General features: G+C 45.0%; 9 protein-coding genes. 3 read left to right on the top strand and 6 right to left on the bottom strand.

Annotated elements, in window-relative coordinates; genetic code table 11:
• Positions 1-11: 11 nt before the first annotated feature.
• The 4 genes from ED312_RS21070 to der form a co-directional block, all read right to left on the bottom strand.
• Positions 12-3,521, bottom strand: a complete 3,510-nt coding sequence (locus tag ED312_RS21070) for a SusC/RagA family TonB-linked outer membrane protein (protein ID WP_123218001.1) — start codon at positions 3,519-3,521, stop codon at positions 12-14.
• A 165-nt stretch (positions 3,522-3,686) separates the two neighbouring features.
• Positions 3,687-4,664 (bottom strand): FecR family protein, encoded by a 978-nt coding sequence (locus ED312_RS21065; RefSeq protein ID WP_123218000.1) that lies wholly within the window; start codon positions 4,662-4,664, stop codon positions 3,687-3,689.
• A 617-nt stretch (positions 4,665-5,281) separates the two neighbouring features.
• Positions 5,282-5,860, bottom strand: a complete 579-nt coding sequence (locus ED312_RS21060) for an RNA polymerase sigma factor (RefSeq protein WP_123217999.1) — start codon at positions 5,858-5,860, stop codon at positions 5,282-5,284.
• Between the two features lie 527 nt (positions 5,861-6,387).
• Positions 6,388-7,692 carry a ribosome biogenesis GTPase Der gene (gene der / locus ED312_RS21050; protein WP_123217997.1) on the bottom strand — a complete coding sequence of 435 codons (1,305 nt, stop codon included), beginning with the start codon at positions 7,690-7,692 and terminating at the stop codon, positions 6,388-6,390.
• Positions 7,693-7,820: 128 nt separating this feature from the next.
• Here der and ED312_RS21045 point away from each other — a divergent pair, with 128 nt between their 5' ends.
• On the top strand, positions 7,821-8,315 hold the full coding sequence (locus ED312_RS21045; RefSeq protein ID WP_123217996.1) for a hypothetical protein: 495 nt from the start codon (positions 7,821-7,823) through the stop codon (positions 8,313-8,315).
• Positions 8,316-8,332: 17 nt separating this feature from the next.
• On the opposite strand, the gene era is transcribed toward ED312_RS21045, so the two are convergent.
• Together era and ED312_RS21035 are read right to left on the bottom strand one after the other, a co-directional pair.
• Positions 8,333-9,214 carry a GTPase Era gene (gene era / locus ED312_RS21040; RefSeq protein WP_123217995.1) on the bottom strand — a complete coding sequence of 294 codons (882 nt, stop codon included), beginning with the start codon at positions 9,212-9,214 and terminating at the stop codon, positions 8,333-8,335.
• 120 nt (positions 9,215-9,334) lie between these two features.
• Positions 9,335-10,132 (bottom strand): membrane metalloprotease, encoded by a 798-nt coding sequence (locus tag ED312_RS21035; protein ID WP_123217994.1) that lies wholly within the window; start codon positions 10,130-10,132, stop codon positions 9,335-9,337.
• 277 nt (positions 10,133-10,409) lie between these two features.
• Here ED312_RS21035 and ED312_RS21030 point away from each other — a divergent pair, with 277 nt between their 5' ends.
• Together ED312_RS21030 and ED312_RS21025 are read left to right on the top strand one after the other, a co-directional pair.
• Positions 10,410-13,814: a SusC/RagA family TonB-linked outer membrane protein gene (locus tag ED312_RS21030; RefSeq protein WP_240643166.1), complete on the top strand. Its 3,405-nt coding sequence runs from the start codon at positions 10,410-10,412 to the stop codon at positions 13,812-13,814.
• Positions 13,815-13,833: 19 nt separating this feature from the next.
• Entirely contained in the window at positions 13,834-15,687 is a 1,854-nt protein-coding gene (locus ED312_RS21025; RefSeq protein WP_123217993.1) for a SusD/RagB family nutrient-binding outer membrane lipoprotein, read from the top strand.
• Positions 15,688-16,487: the final 800 nt, after the last annotated feature.

Genomic DNA, 16,487 nt, shown 5'->3' with positions numbered 1-16,487 from the left:
TTTTTTTCAAATTAAAATCCTAGTTGAATGTTCATTCCGAATTCGGTGGGTACGGGCATTTGTCCTACTTCCACTCCCGGATGCATATTGGTACCCCCGGCCAGTCCGGCAACTTCCGGATCGTATATAGGAAAATCGGAGATCACGGCCAGGTTCCTGCCATACAGGGAAAGGCTGAACTTATTTAAAAATGTCCCTTCCAGCAGCTTTGCCGGGAAGTTGTATTCCACGGTTACTTCTCTCAACTTTATGAAGGAAGCGTCAAAGGAATTGGCTTCGGTATTCGCCAGCAGGTAATGGGTGTCGTAATATTCTGCGATAGGTATAGCCTTGGTATTGGGAGAGTATGTTCCGTTACCGTTATCCACTACCCCTTTCCCTACGAGTTCGCCTTCTTCCCTTCCTCTCAGGGTGTGTTTAAGTTTCCCCTGCTGGGTAAGTTTGTGATGCGTATGCGAATAGATGGTTCCCCCGTATTTACCGTCAATGACAGCACTGAGCCTGAAATTCTTGAAGCGGACGCTGTTCATAAAACCGGCTACCCACTTGGGCTGGGTATTCCCTATGTATATGAGGCCTTCTGTGAGTACGGGGTAACCGCTGTCGTCATAGATGACCTCTCCGTCAGGTGAACGTTCGAATCCCCTTCCGTAAAGTGCCCCTACCGGTCCTCCTTTCACGGCCATCAGCCGCGCACCGGAAGAACTCAGCAACTGCATTTCTCCTCCTTCTATTTTTTCGTGAAGGGACAGTACTTTGCTTTCGTTCTTGGACCAGGTGAGGGTAGTGTTCCACTCCCAGTTCGACGATTTCACCGGAATAGCGTTCAGCATCAGTTCCACTCCCTGGTTGCGAACTTCTCCCGCGTTGATGGTGGCACTGCTGTATCCCGAAGATTCGGGAAGCGGAATATCGAGGATCTGGTTCCGGCTATTGGTCTGGTAAACGGCTGCATCCAGCGAAAGGCGTTTTTTAAAGAGCCTGAGGTCCAGGCCGATTTCCATACTGGTGGTACGCTCTGGCTTAAGGTCTATATTGTACAGGGAAGTAGGTGCCACTGCCGATCCGCCGAAATCACTTCTACCGTAATATTTTCTGGTACCGTACCGGTTGCCATACTGCCCGGCTCCCCCAACATCTGCGACAGAAGCCCTCAACTTGGCAAAACTGATGGCTTCGGGCATCCGGAATATTTCACTGAGAATAATACCTGTACTGGCCGAAGGATAGAAAAATGACCAGTTATTTTTGGGGAGCACACTGTTCCAGTCATTTCGCGCCGTAAGATCGAGGTATATTTTGTCTTTCCAGCCCAGTGTCATCATTCCGTAAAGACTGTTTGCCTTATTATACCCGTCGAATTCACTGGTAAAAGTCTCCGAACCGTTGGCAAGGTTATAGGTACCCGGGATTTCCAATCCCACGGCCCATCCGTCCTGACGGTTATACTGGTAGTCCATGGTGTTTCCCCCGGCATTGACACTAATGTCGAAGTTTTCTCCGAAGGTATCGGTATAGGTCAGCAGGAAATCGAGATTGGTTTCTTTCTTAAAGATTCCGGTTTTCCTGTAATACCCTTTTTTATAGCGATTGATATCATACGGACGCCGCTGTTCTGTGCGCTTGTGGTACATATTGAGCCCCCCGCGAAGCATCAGGTTGAGTTTCGGGGAAAGCTCGATATCCATTCTCAGGTTACCCGTCACCGCATTCTGGTCCAGGGTATTGATCATCTCATAGGCCATAGCGTAAGGGTTATCGATATAACTGCTGTAGGGACGGATCATATCTACCTGTTCCTGCCCTTCTTTCCAGATAGGGCGGTACCAGTCCAGGTCAACATTGGGATTCTGGAAGATCATAAAATAGGCGATAGAATGGTTATTATATCCCTGTCCCGGCAGGTTATCGCTTTCTTTATCTCTGTAATTCACCACCGAGCTGAGTTTTATGCGATCGGATACCTGGTAATTGGCATTGACTGAAAGCGACAACTGCTCAAATCCGGTATTGGGCATGATCCATTCGTTCTTTGTATGGGTAATGGAACTTCGTATAGAGCCTTTTTCCCCACCTCCCTGGATAGAGATATTCTGTGTATTGGTAACTCCTGTCCGCCAGAAAGCTTTCCTGTTGTCTTTATACGGTCGCCAGAGCCGTCGTTCCGGGGATTGCCCTTCTACTTCCGGATCATATTGATAATAATACTGTCCGTCGAAACGAGGACCAAAGGCACTGCTGCTCCCGGCAGTACTGTTACCGTCTTCCGATGCCCCGTAGGTATAATAAAGGCGGTCGTTATAGGGCACGGGATTACCATTTTCATCCGTAGCGGGTTTTACATATCCGCCTTTACCGCTTCCCTGTCCGTATTCGTATTGCCAGTCCGGCCAGCGGGTGATCACATCAAATTTAGTGTTGGAACTGATAGTAACTCCCAGTCCTTTTTGTTTTTTACCGGATTTGGTAGTAATAATGATAGCACCGTTAGCTGCCTGATACCCATAAAGTGCGGCGGCACCTGCCCCCTTCAGTACGGATATACTTTCAATATCTTCGGGGTTAAGATCGGAAACGGCATTTCCGAAATCCACCGGGGTATCGTTAGAGGCATCTCCCCCCATATATCCGTTGGACGCCCCGGAGCCGGGAAATTCGTTTTGCACAACCACTCCGTCGATAACAATAAGTGCCCCGTTATTACTAGGGTCCAGGGAATTATCCCCCCGGAGTTTTATCTGCTGCGAACTTATAGGGCCGCCCAATCCGTTTATGGACAATCCCGGTACTTTCCCTCTCAGGGCCTCAGACCAGTTATTCGGCCTGGCATCGGTCAATTGATCGGAAGAGACGGTTTGTTGTGCATATCCCAGCTGCTTCTCTTCCCGTTTAATTCCCAATGCGGTAACAACTACTTCATCCAGAGAACTTACATCTTCTTCCAGTGTTATTTCGAGAAATGTACGTCCCCCGATAGGCACTTCTTTCGTTTTGTACCCGATAAAAGATACAAAAACACTTTCGGCCCCATCCGGGACATCGACATGAAAGTTACCGTCAAAGTCGGAAATTGTCCCTTTTGTGGTTCCCTTTACCACTACGGTGGCCCCGGGAAGAGGTGTTCCGTCAGAATCTTTTACGACCCCGCCTATACCTTTTTGTTGGGCGGATATTACCGTAACGGTAATCGTATTGTTTATTTGCCTGAATGCGAGGTCCTCTCTCGATTTCAGATCTTCCAGTATTTCCGACACATTCTTATCCGGGTAAAAAAAGGTATATTTCCGGGTAGTGTTCAACACTTTTTCATCATAGACAAAAGTGAATTCGGTTTGGTTCTCAATTTCGAAAAACAGCTGTTTTAGCGTGGCGTTCTCCAGTTTTATGGTAACATTTACCGCTTTCGGGTTCTGTGTGTCCGAAGCAAATGCATATAATTGAACACAGGATAAAACAGATATCAGGGAGCAAATACAGATATTTATCGCGTTCAATAATAATTTTTGTAGTTTCGTATTCATTTTTCGGCTAAAAGGGTTTTCATTATGAATTCTGTCTGTAAACAGAATTCATCTAAGGAGTGATTACTTGATTAGTCCAATCTCCGTTCTTCGGCTGCAACCGAATGTCGGGGACACCCATTTCTGCTGTAACAGGAATGGGTTTTGTGTTTTCAGTCGGAACTGTTACATGGGCTTTGGTTTTTGTTGGTTAGACATATTTCTTATCTGTATTTTTCCTGGAGCGGTAAAATCGTACTCCACCTGTTTCAGAAACTTGATACTCTCCAGTACTTCGCGGATGTCATTGGTTTTATATTTACCCGTAATTATTTTGTTTTCCAGACCTTTATCCACAAAAACGATTTCCACGTCATACCATCTTTCCAGTATATCCGCAACTTCCCTGAGGGTATTGTTTTCCATCACTATGACATTGTCTGTCCAGGCCCTGTATTTCTCGGCATCCGTACCGGAGACTTCCAACTCCCCCGTTCCTTCGCGGAACAATACCTGCTGGTTTCTCTTCAGAAAAGCCTTTTTCCCTTCCGCCCTGGTATCGGTTACCTGCACTTTTCCTGTGTTTACACTAATCCGAACCTGTTTTCCGGAATATGCATTTATATTAAAAGACGTCCCCAAAACCCGGGTTTCCACATCGCCGGATTTTACTATAAAAGGCCTTTTCGGGTCTTTTGCCACTTCAAAAAAAGCCTCCCCTTTCAGAGTGATCTCTCTTGTACCGGAGAAATGCCGGGGATACCGGATAGAACTCTCTGCATTCAGGTAGACTATAGTTCCGTCCTCCAGTGTAATTTCTTTCTTTTCTCCGCGCATAGCCATCTCTTCCCTGTATGTTTCTCCCAGGCTAGAATTATAGTATAAGGCCACTCCTATAAAGAGCACAAGAGATGCTGCGATCCCCGTAATCCTGTACCATCGCATCTTGTTTCCGACAACTCTCCTGTTGTCACCATCCCCGTGTATCCGGTTTCGTATCCGGGCCAGCATCCGGAGGCGTCTTTCTTCATCCTCACTCCATTCCCATTCCGTTTTTTTCTCCTGAAACTTATCGAAAAACGTTTCTACTATATGCCTTTCTTCAGGGGTACAACGGCCATCGGCATATTTTTCCGCCAGTTTTATAAATTCCTGTTTTTCCAAGACCCACTTTTACTGCAAGTCACAAAAACAGCAACAGACACGTAAGTAAAAAGGAAAAAAACAGGTATTTAACATTCTGGTAATAAGGAAGAAGGGCGGTTAACACTTTCCTAACACTGAGTTTTCCATAACAAAACACAAAGCCGGATCAAAGTTTTTTACAGGGCATCTCCCACGGAAAAATCTGAAAATACAAAGAGGTTGTCGCCGGTCGTTTTTTAGTTTTGGACTCAAAGGCCGAAAGTCAGTTTTGCCACGGTTCGTCCCGTCAAGAGATATTCCATTGCAAAGTAACTATTACCATGTATCTGTTTAGTATATGACAAAATATAATTTGAAAGTATTTTCAAGAGATTGAGCAGGATTAAAAAGATTAACAGGAGATTGATGGAAGATTGATTTTAAGGCTGGTTCAATCTCCGGTTCCTGAGCACTTCGATAAACTCAGTATAAACTAAAGCCGAAGGACAATCTTCCGGCGTAGCCGGACCGATCTCCTATCCATCCTTCCCCAGGGTAAACCTGATTTTCTAGCTAAATCCGGATGTCATATACTAAAATATATCCGTGTATTCGCGGCTAAAATGTGTAGAAACTAAAGTATGGGAAATTGGAAATCAAAAGAGGAAAAAAACAGCGATAAGATGTAAGTGAGCTATATGGAGGTTCATTTTCAGGTATTTCAAGGCATTGCTGATATGGGTCTCTACGGTACGGACGGAAATGTCCAGCCTCTCTGCGATTTCCGAATTGGTAAGGCTATCTACCCTGCTCAGGCAAAACACCTGTTTACAACGGTGCGGAAGCCGGTCTACCAGAACAAAGACCTCCTTTTCGAGTTCCTGGTATTCCAGTTGCCGGTATGCCGGGGGTATTACAGGGAGACCGGAAAGGGCCTCGGTATGCTGTACGGTAAATTTCAAATCCCGTATGGAATTGGCAAGTTTGTATTTTACAGCCCTGAAAAGATAGCCTTCCAGGTTGTTCACCGACAACTCTGCCGATCTTTCCCACAGGCGTATAAAAATCTCCTGTACCATATCCTCACATACCACCTCGTCTTCATAGATTTTATAGGCATAAGAAAACAAACGCTTCCAGTATCTGTTGAATATTTCTTCAAATGCGGACTTGTTCCCTTTCTTGAGTTCAGCCAATAATTCTCTGTCAGATGGTTCGGGGGTTTTTCTATTCATTTTTATTGATATACCGGATGAGCAAATGAATTGAAATAATCAAAACACGCAAAAAATCGGGGTTTAAGCTTCTGTTAATTTGATATTAACTTATTTTTAAGCCCCGCAAAGATCACATAATCTCATTAAACCACCCAATATAATGATAATTCATTAATAATATGATTATTTTTTATCCATACCTCAAAAAATATTAAGAAATAATCTTCGGGAAGAGGTGTTTATTTACAACCGCAGTGCCGGTAGTTACTGAAGGAACAGATCATCCTTTTCGGGACCTGGAAACAGACCGGACAAAAATAAAGTCTGCCGATTTCGTTCCGGGGTAAGTATTGATAAAAACCTGTTGAAATTACTGCTTTATTATATATTGAAAGGGAATACCTCGGATTTTTTCGCTCAAGATAAAGAGCAACCGCAAATCCAGGTGTCCGGGAGCAGGATTTTAAATCTCCGGATAAGGAAGGTAAAATTTTTATACCCGACACCTGTCCGCCAGACGGACAGGCACCTACGGGGCTTAGCATTTATTTTTTCCTGAAATATATATCTATGGGGACACCGTGAAAACCAAAATTTTCCCTGAGCTTGTTTTCTACAAAACGACGGTACGGGTCCTTGATGTATTGCGGCAGATTTGCGAAGAAAACAAACTGCGGCATCGCTGTCGGAAGCTGGGTGCAAAATTTGACTTTTATGTATTTCCCTTTATTTGAAGGCGGGGGGGTATGCTCTATTACAGGAAGCATAACTTCGTTGAGTTTACTCGTAGGTATCCTCTTGCTTCGGTTTTGGTATACTTCTACGGCAGTTTCTATCGCTTTGAATATACGCTGTTTGGTAAGTGCTGAAATGAATATGATAGGCACATCGGTAAACGGTTCTATCGTTTTGCGTATTTGCTTCTCAAATTCTTTGGTTGTGGATGTATCTTTCTCTACCAGGTCCCATTTATTCACCAGGATAACAATTCCTTTTTTATTGCGTTCAGCCAGCCAGAAAATATTCTGGTCCTGGCCTTCAAAACCACGGGTAGCATCGATAAGCAGGAGACAAACATCGCTGTACTCTATGGCCCGGACCGAGCGCATTACCGAATAGAATTCCAGGTCTTCCTTTACCCTGGCCTTTCGTCGTATCCCTGCGGTATCTACAAGACTGAACTCAAAACCGAAACGGTTATAGCGGGTATCGCTGCTATCGCGGGTCGTACCTGCTATATCGGTGACGATATACCTTTCTTCTCCTATAAGGGCATTAATAAATGAAGATTTTCCCGCATTCGGCCTTCCTACTACGGCAAACCTTGGCAACTCTTCTTCTTCCTTTTCTTCTTTTTCGGGCAATACCTCAACCAGGGCATCCAGTAATTCTCCTGTTCCGCTTCCATTGATACCGGAAATGGTAAAATATGCTCCCAGTCCCAGCGAATAAAACTCTACGGCATCTGCTTCGCGCTGGGCGTTATCCACTTTATTGACAGCCAGCAATACGGGTTTGTCGGTTTGCCGGAGCAACTGGGCCACATCTTCGTCCATGCCGGTAACTCCCGTCTCCACATCTACTACGAATATAATGGCATCCGCTTCCTCTATGGCAAGTTCTACCTGCTTGTCGATCTCCTGTTCAAAGATGTCGTCACTTCCCATGACATAACCACCGGTATCTATCAGGGAAAATTCTTTTCCGTTCCAGTCCGCCTTTCCATAATGCCTGTCCCTGGTTACCCCGCTAACGGCGTCTACAATAGCCTCCCTGCGCTGGATCAAACGGTTAAAAAGCGTTGATTTCCCTACATTCGGCCTTCCTACTATTGCTACTATATTGCTCATGCAAAAAGTTTTAAAGGGGCAAAGGTAATACTTCCTTTTTTAAGAGTGGATCGAAACTTCGGAAGCAAGATAAAAAATTATGTTTTTTATTAAAAAAGAATTACATTTAGCATTCTAAAAAACAGGTAATGAAAAGCCTAGGTGACAAAATTGCCCTTGATCCGCAGTTTTCAGTCGAACTTCCAAAGAACAAAAACTTCATTGTCTCTACTTTTTTGCAGACTTCCAACCCACTTTACAGGGTAACCCGTTCCAATGAACATACCCTTATCGTTATGTCCGAAGAGGAAGAGGAATGGTGGTCTCCGCAACTGCATCTGGAAGTAAACAGGATCGATGAATCCCGGAGTGTCCTTTCCGGATGGTTTGCTCCCAGGTCTTCCTTATGGAACATATTGCTCTACCTGCAACTTGCAACGGGTATAGCTTTCATGGTGTTAATTATCCGGACTTTTCTGAACTGGTATACCGGGGCGGGATATACACTTCTTCTGATACTGTCTATACTGATGCTCACCTGCTGGGGGACATTATATACCATCCGGAAGTCAAAAAAATCGAAGGGAAAAACCCTTATTTACGGTTATTATGAGTTTCTGAACAATCGCAGTTTACTGAACTGATTCCCGGTTTCCCGGTCTTACTTCTGATTGTATCCGAACCGGCGCAACTGCCTGTCATTGCTTCTCCAGTCCTTGTTTACCTTCACAAAGAGCTCCAGGTGTACCTGCTTGCCAAAAAAGGCTTCGAGGTCTTTACGGGCCTCAACCCCCACTTTTTTCAGGGCGCTGCCCTTATGGCCTATGATAATCCCTTTCTGCGAATCCCGTTCCACCATGATCACGGAACGTATCCGGATGATTTCTTCCTCTTCCAGGAATTCCTCAGTCTCCACTTCAACCGAATAGGGGATCTCCTTTTTATAGAAAAGCAGTATTTTTTCACGAATGGCCTCGTTGACGAAAAAGCGTTCCGGTTTATCCGTTATCATATCCTTGGGATAAAATGCGGGGGATTCCGGCAGCAATTCCAGTATCCGTTCGAACACTTCCCGTACATTAAAATTCTTCAAGGCCGAAATAGGATATATCTCAGCGCCGGGAAGTTCTTCTTTCCAGTAGGTTACCTGTGTTTCCAGCTCCTCTTGTGAAGAAGTATCTATCTTGTTCAGCAATAGCAGTACGGGAATTTTTGTTTTACTGAGTTTTGCAAAAAAGGCCTCGTCTTTCAGTTTCTTCTCGCCTATTTCTACCATGTAAACAAGTACATCCGCATCTTCAAAAGCCGATTTTACGAAGTCCATCATGGATTCCTGCAACTTATACGCAGGCTTTATGACGCCCGGAGTATCCGAAAAAACCACCTGAAAATCCTCTCCGTTCACAATACCGAATATCCGGTGCCGTGTGGTTTGCGCTTTGGATGTAATAATAGATAGTTTTTCGCCTACAAGGGCATTCATCAGGGTAGACTTCCCGACATTGGGATTCCCTATAATATTTACAAAACCTGCTTTGTGCATAGATACTGAATTGTGATTCTCCGGCAAAATTATCAATTACGGAACAAACTTGTACTATGTACCGGGCACTATTCTCTCTTATTCAGCACAAAATCATTGGAATATCATGTATATGGACCTTTATTTTCCACCGTTCGCCCTGAGATCAGCCAGGCATTGTGCATCCAGTCCGGGTATTTCTCCCCCGCTTATGAGATCGGAAATGTTTCCGCCCGATTCTGCCTGGTGGAACATCAGGCATTCTTCCACATCACAGTGGTGGCCGTTTGCTTCATCGAGATGATCTTCCTGCATTTCCGTTCCCAGGTCAACCAGTCCGAGCAGATGTCCGAATTCGTGCTGCAAGACGGTACTTTCCATAGTTACCCTGCTGGGAGCCCCTGTCCTGCCTGATATTTCGCGTATGGTAGATTCATAGATCACAAAAGAAGTATTCAGGTACGCAGCTCCGAGGACTACCTGGTTTCCTTCATTCTTGTCCGATCCTTTATCTGCAAAAAATGCAAAAACGGTGATCTCTCCGTCTTCCTTATCCGTATATCGCATCCGCTCCTCCTTTTCCAGTTCAAACACGGCATCCACACTGTATTCGGAAAGTCCCGGGGAGTCTATCCACCTTTCTTCGATAACAATCCCGCCCGGTTTGTGCATCCGCGCTTCGATAAAAGACTTAAGGTTTTCTACGGACTGGGAAGAAGGCTCATATCCTTCTATGTATATAAATTCTAAAACAATCCTGGAATAATTCTGCGCCGAAAGCAAATCGTGTGCAGCATCTCCCGGTTGTTCGCGATTTAAAGCTTTCTCTGTTTCCTTGGGGACCATCCCTTCGTTACCGTCATCACCGGAACAACTTATTATCCCTGCAGATACAATAACCAAAAGCAGCAACCCCCATAAAATCCTTTTTGCCGACATATAATAGCATTAATTAAGTGCGTAAAGATGCAAAAGAAATGTTAAAAACACAATAGAAAAAGGTCACAATGACCATATTATATTTTTCACATCCCCTACCGCTACACAAACGTTATTTAGCTTTTTGGAATTGTCATTCGTCGATTTTAATTGTTAAATTTTAACTTTTTCATAACATTTACATGCAATTCTAAAACGTTTTAGGGGATTTTATCGATTTGTATGTTTTCGATAACACAAATGTTAAAACCATTTAATTAACTAACTAATGAAAACTATGATGAACAAAAGAAAATCAGCTTATGTGCTTTCTGCAATTTTCTTCTGGTGCCAATTTGTATTGGCACAGGAAAGGTCCGTTACCGGTGTGGTAACCGATGCAGACGATGGTATACCCCTGCCGGGAGTAAACATTGTAATTAAGGGAACCTCTATCGGGGTCTCGACAGATTTCGATGGCAATTATACCATCGACGTACCGGATAATGCCGTACTGGTCTTTTCCAATATCGGTTATACCTCGCAGGAGATTCCGGTTGCCGGACAATCGGTTATAAACGTATCATTATCTGCCGACACCCAGGAACTGGAAGGAGTAGTCGTTACCGCTCTGGGTATTAAAAGAGAAACCAAAAAGCTGGGCTATGCCATGACCGAGGTAAAAGGAGATGAGCTGGCCAAAGTAAATACCGTAAACCCCATCCAGGCCCTACAGGGAAAGGCTGCCGGGGTTAGTATCGGAACTTCCGACGGCGGGCTTTTCGGAAACTCCAAAATACAGATCAGAGGGGTGTCCGCACTTAACTCCAAAAATAACCAGCCCATATTTGTAATTGACGGTGTGATCCTGGAAAATGAGGTATCCAACGCCAGTGCCGACTGGGACGGAAATGCCAATGACTATGGTAATATCCTCAAAAACCTGAATCCGGATGACTATGAGAGTGTTTCTGTACTGAAGGGGGCCGCTGCCACAGCCTTGTATGGTTCCAGAGGATTAAACGGTGTAGTCCTTATAAAAACCAAGGATGGTTCCAGGGCCAGAGGATTGGGAATTTCCGTAAAACAATCCGTAGGGGTCGACCATGTGTACCGTCAGCCGGATATACAATATGCATTTGGTCCCGGGGCATTAGCAGGATACACGGATTACGGAGAAAGAGATCCTAACGGCAATTACTACCGCTTTTCCACAAATCAATTCTATACCAATGATGAGGGTATCCCCACCAAAATAAACCACCCCTGGGGAGATATGGGCTTCGGACCCAGATTTGACGGACGTCCAATTATCGGATATGACGGAGAGATGACAACGTACAGCCCGGTAAAGGACAATCTTTTAAAGGCCTATGACACCGGATGGAACACCAACACTTCCCTTTCCCTTACAGGAGGAAACGAAAAGGGAAATTTTTACCTGTCCCTTTCTCATAATGACAGAACAGGAACATTACCTAACAACAGTTTTAAAAGAGATGCCTTACTGTTCTCCGGATCTTACAATCTCGCCAACTGGTTAAAAGCGGATGCCTCGATCTCCTTTACAACCTCCAAAGCCAGGAATGCGAGAAATGATATTTCCCAGTTATTCATAAGTACAGTAGGATGGTCTAACTGGTATAATCCGGAAAAGTACAAACAACGGCAATACTGGCAAGCCCCCCATGGCGGTATCCCTTCCAATGCCTACGGGGATGAATACGCTTTTATTCCGAGTCCCGGGACCTGGTTTGACTATTATATGAACAGCGCGGAAAACGACGAACAGGTAACCCGTCCCGTAGTCCGGCTAACGGCGGAACTCACCGACTGGGTTACGGTTACTGCCGAAGGGAACATGAATTATTATACCACCAAATACGAAAAGAAAAACCTGGGAAGCGGATTCCTGAACGACGGGGGAGAATACCAGTTAAGAAATAATACGGACAAGAGTTATACAGGTAAACTCACCGCTAACTTCCGGAAAAACCTGACTCCCGACCTTTCCGCACAACTGCTCCTGGGCGGAGAGTTATGGAAACAGGAAAAATCGGAAACCGATATCCGCACGGACGGAGGGCTTATAGTACCGGGACAGTTCTTCCTCGAGAACTCCAAACGGGTTCCTGTATCCAGCGGAAAGGTCTACGGTACCAAACAGATCAGCTCTCTGTACTTCCTTTCCAGCTTTGCATATAAAGACCAGCTTTTCCTGGATATAACCGGCAGGAACGACTGGTCCTCTTCACTCGTATATTCGAGCGGAGAAGGCAATTACTCTTATTTCTACCCGTCCGTAAGTACTTCATGGCTCTTTTCCGAGACATTGAATACATCTAACTGGTTTACCTTCGGAAAACTCCGGGCATCCTGGGCACAGGTAGGTAGTGATACTGATCCCTATGCCATTAATAAAGGATATGATATAGGAAGATATCAACTGGATGGGGACAAATTCGTATATCTGAACAATATCACAACCACTCTTGTAGACAGAAGCATCCAGCCCGAAAGGAAAAATTCCTATGAGATAGGGGCCGATGTAAGGTTTTTCAATAGCAGGCTGGGACTTGACGTAGCGTATTATAACGAAACCATTAAAAATCAGATCGGTGAAGTTCCGCTCCCCCAGGAATCGGGATACAACTCTTTATTCACCAATATCGGTACGCTAAGCAATTACGGTGTGGAAATCAGCCTTACCGGAACCCCCGTAAGAACAAAAGATTTCGAATGGAATGCTACTTTTAATTACTGGAAGAACACGACCAAGATAAAGGACCTGCACGAAGACTACGGTGCCTATAAAGCCCTTGGAGGTGATGTGGCGTACGGTAATTTCCGAATCGGTTCCGTAGCCTTTGAAGGAGGAGAATACGGGGTTTTGATGACAGACAGCAATCCTAAGAAATGGCAGTCCGATGACCCGAACGATCCCAGAAACGGCATGAACCTTTTAATCTGGAATGATTCCCGCCGGGGAGCGCTTTATGAAAGAAGTTATGAACCCGAACGGATAGGTAAAATACAACCCGATTTCGAAGGTTCCCTGAACAACTCTTTTACCTACAAGGGAATATCCCTGTCCGTACTCCTGGACGCCCGGTTTGGAGGACATATTGCTTCGTACTCCAATCGCTACGGGACGGCATATGGCTGGCTCGAGACCTCTTTGAAAGGACGAAGCCCGGAATACGGGGGCTTAAGCTGGACATCCCAGTACGGAGACACACAAGGGCAGCAATTCAATGACGGTGTCATTCCGGAAGGGGTATTCGCTCCCGGACAAATGGTAACAGCTCCCAACGGGACTTCCGTGGATGTCGGAGGAATGACATACCAGGAAGCCTTTGACCAGGGATACATAGAACCTACCCATGCCAGCTTTTACCATTACTTCAAAAATTCCTGGGGTAACGGGGTGGTCAATAACGACTGGTTCAGCGAAGTAAAATATATTGCACTCCGAAATATTTCCCTGGGTTATAATTTTCCCAAAAAAATTTCCGATAAACTGGGTGCCCGGAATTTTTATATCGCGCTAAATGCCAGGAACCTCGGGTATATCTATAACAATTTGCCCAACCATTTAAACCCGGAGAGTTTCAGGGGTACCAGCAGTAGTGATTCCTACAGGGAACGAGGTTTTATACCCTATACCGCTTCGTATACCATGACCATAGCTATCGATTTTTAATTTGTAAACAGACATGACAATGAAAAAATTAATGCATATATCACTATCCCTGTTTTTGCTAGCAATGGCAGGGTGCAGCAAGGATGACTTTGCCGATTTGAACACGGACCCGTCGACCGTTGTAGAACCTGAGCTCCGCTTTTCCATTACCAAATCCATAGAGCAAATGTACCAGGACGACTATACGCTATGGTTTTACAATAACTTCGATTATGTATTCCCCTGGAGCCAGCTCACCGGTGCAGGGCTTGGAAATGAGGAACAATTCGTAGAAATGGGGCCTTCCGGAGGGCATAACATTTATGCCTCCCTTTTTCCGAATATAAGGGATATCCGGGCCAGGATCGATTCGATGGACGCGGAGAACAAAGCCGTGAGAAGATCAATGAGAGCCATGACTTATCCCATACTCATACAACCGGCATTAACAGAAACCGACAATTTGGGATCCCGTATTTACACCGAAGCCGCACTGGCCGGGTATACCAATCCCCGCCTGCTCACACCGGTCTATGACCACCAGGAACACCTGTTTGATATCTGGCTGGAAGAACTGGATAATGCTATTCCGGAACTCATGGCCTCCGATCAATATAATATGGACGATCAGGATATCATTTACGGGGGAAATTATATCAAATGGGCAAAATTCTGCAATCTGCTTAAATTAAAAATAGCAGCAAGGCTCATCAACAAAGACAGGGAGAAAGCGCTGCAGATAGCAGAAGAGGTGGTAAACTCACCTGCAGGTTATATGGACGATCTCAGTGATGACTTCATATACAGACGTGGCGTGCAATATTATGGTACCGGCAATGGTACCCAACCGGGAACCGCAGGAAAGAATATTATAGATTTCATGGTGACCAATAAAGATCCCCGTGTGCGTTTTCTGTTCACCAAAAACCATTTTAATGCGGAAGTTGTCCAGGCATTCATAGATACGGGAAAAGAGCTTCCTCCTTATGTCGAACAATATGTGGAAAAGGATGAAAATGGTGATTTTAATTCCTGGAAGGCACCCGGGGAACCCTGGGTAAGGTATTTCGGTGCCCCTCTTTCTCCGGATGCCGTATTCGAGTCTTCAAACGATCCGTACTTCAAACAAAACGAATTAAACAGAATAAGCTTGGATGGAGTTGAAAAAACGTATACCTCCACCTCCAGCTATTCCGAAAGAATAACCCGTACCGGGTTCAATCATACCTATCCGACCAAACCCGGGGGAAGAGTCATTGAACAAAGAGACAACTACCCCGGACTGAATGTAATATTGGGATCTTCCGCGGAAACCAACCTTTATCTGGCCGAATTCAAGTTACTTGGGGCCAGCCTCCCGAAATCTGCACAGGAATATTTCGATAGAGGTGTGGAGCTATCCGTAAGAAGACTGGATGCCTTGTCCCAAAATAACGGCATGCCTTATTATGAGAAAGACCCGGTTTACACCAATGAGACAGAAGCAGCCGAGGCATCCACCCGGTTAAAAGAAGGAGAAATAGCCGATCTGCTGGAACAACCGGCATACGACCTGGCTACGGATGCCCTTGAAAAAGTATATATTCAGCAATATATTAATTTCGCAGGCACCCCCGGAGATCTGTGGGCACTGGTCCGCCGTTCGGGAATACCGAAAACAGGCAGTTCCTATTTACCCAGAGATCCCTTCCTTTCATCGGGAGCCGAGCTTACCGTACCCCGGCGTTTTGTCATCGGCACCCCTACGGAAGACAATAAAAACTACGAAAACCAGGTCAAAGCCGCACAAGAGCAGGGCTTTACTACGGGAACAAATAATCCGAACACCTTAAACTCGGAAAGGATATGGTTCGATCTGGAAAACCCGGAATACGGGGCCGGACCTAAATCATAAACGTGCGAAAGTTCAAATAAATTATTGTCACCGGGATATATAAAATTAATCCCGGTGATTTTTTTTAAATATACGATACCGGAAAATATACTTATTCGAAATATTATCTCTTTAAAGTGCTTACCATTCAACAGGATATCCGGACATAAATGTCATTACTAAACGTGAATAACGGATAAGACAAAAGGCTCGCGCAGATTTTGAGACGAACCTGCCCGGAGTAGTGTTCCACTCGCGGAAAGAAGAGTCTCGCCAGGCACAAATCATGGTTATATCCCAACTTTTGTAATTTCCTGTGCCCTGAGATTTCACGATGGAAACCAATAAATACAAAGCATATCTCTTTTAAGACGTCTATAACACTAACTCAACGACACCATACTTCCTGCTTCTTATTTCCTGCTTCTTATTTCATGCTTCGTACTTCATACTTCGTGCTTCATACTTAGCCTCTCCCACAACACAACTACCAGTAGACCGGCGCTGCGAAGCCCGGGACGTTCACAACCCTAAATGTTTCCCTGTTAAGCCCCTGAAAATGGCCATTAAAGCAATCCCTTTGACACCGGAAGTAGTTGGTTGAGCGGTTAAACCATTCCCTTTAGCCGCTTAACCAGTTAGGTGGACCGCTTAACCAAATACGTTAACCGCGGAAGTAGTTCGTTGAGCGGCTTAACCATTCCCTTTAGCCGCTTAACCGATTACTTTGACCGCTTAACCAAATACGTTGGCCGCAGAAGTAGTTGGTTGAGCGGCTTAACCATTCCCTTTAGCCGCTTAACCGGTTACTTTGGCGGCTA

Source organism: Sinomicrobium pectinilyticum (assembly GCF_003725735.1).
GTDB classification, from domain to species: domain Bacteria; phylum Bacteroidota; class Bacteroidia; order Flavobacteriales; family Flavobacteriaceae; genus Sinomicrobium; species Sinomicrobium pectinilyticum.
This window is presented reverse-complemented; position numbering and strand designations above follow the sequence as displayed.

What these genes read in the sequence shown, in the direction of transcription:
- era (WP_123217995.1), bottom strand. Translation starts at nt 9,214, where the DNA reads ATGCACAAAGCAGGTTTTGTAAATATTATAGGGAATCCCAATGTCGGG.
- ED312_RS21045 (WP_123217996.1), top strand. Translation starts at nt 7,821, where the DNA reads ATGAAAAGCCTAGGTGACAAAATTGCCCTTGATCCGCAGTTTTCAGTC.
- ED312_RS21030 (WP_240643166.1), top strand. Translation starts at nt 10,410, where the DNA reads ATGATGAACAAAAGAAAATCAGCTTATGTGCTTTCTGCAATTTTCTTC.
- der (WP_123217997.1), bottom strand. Translation starts at nt 7,692, where the DNA reads ATGAGCAATATAGTAGCAATAGTAGGAAGGCCGAATGTAGGGAAATCA.
- ED312_RS21060 (WP_123217999.1), bottom strand. Translation starts at nt 5,860, where the DNA reads ATGAATAGAAAAACCCCCGAACCATCTGACAGAGAATTATTGGCTGAA.
- ED312_RS21070 (WP_123218001.1), bottom strand. Translation starts at nt 3,521, where the DNA reads ATGAATACGAAACTACAAAAATTATTATTGAACGCGATAAATATCTGT.
- ED312_RS21035 (WP_123217994.1), bottom strand. Translation starts at nt 10,132, where the DNA reads ATGTCGGCAAAAAGGATTTTATGGGGGTTGCTGCTTTTGGTTATTGTA.
- ED312_RS21025 (WP_123217993.1), top strand. Translation starts at nt 13,834, where the DNA reads ATGAAAAAATTAATGCATATATCACTATCCCTGTTTTTGCTAGCAATG.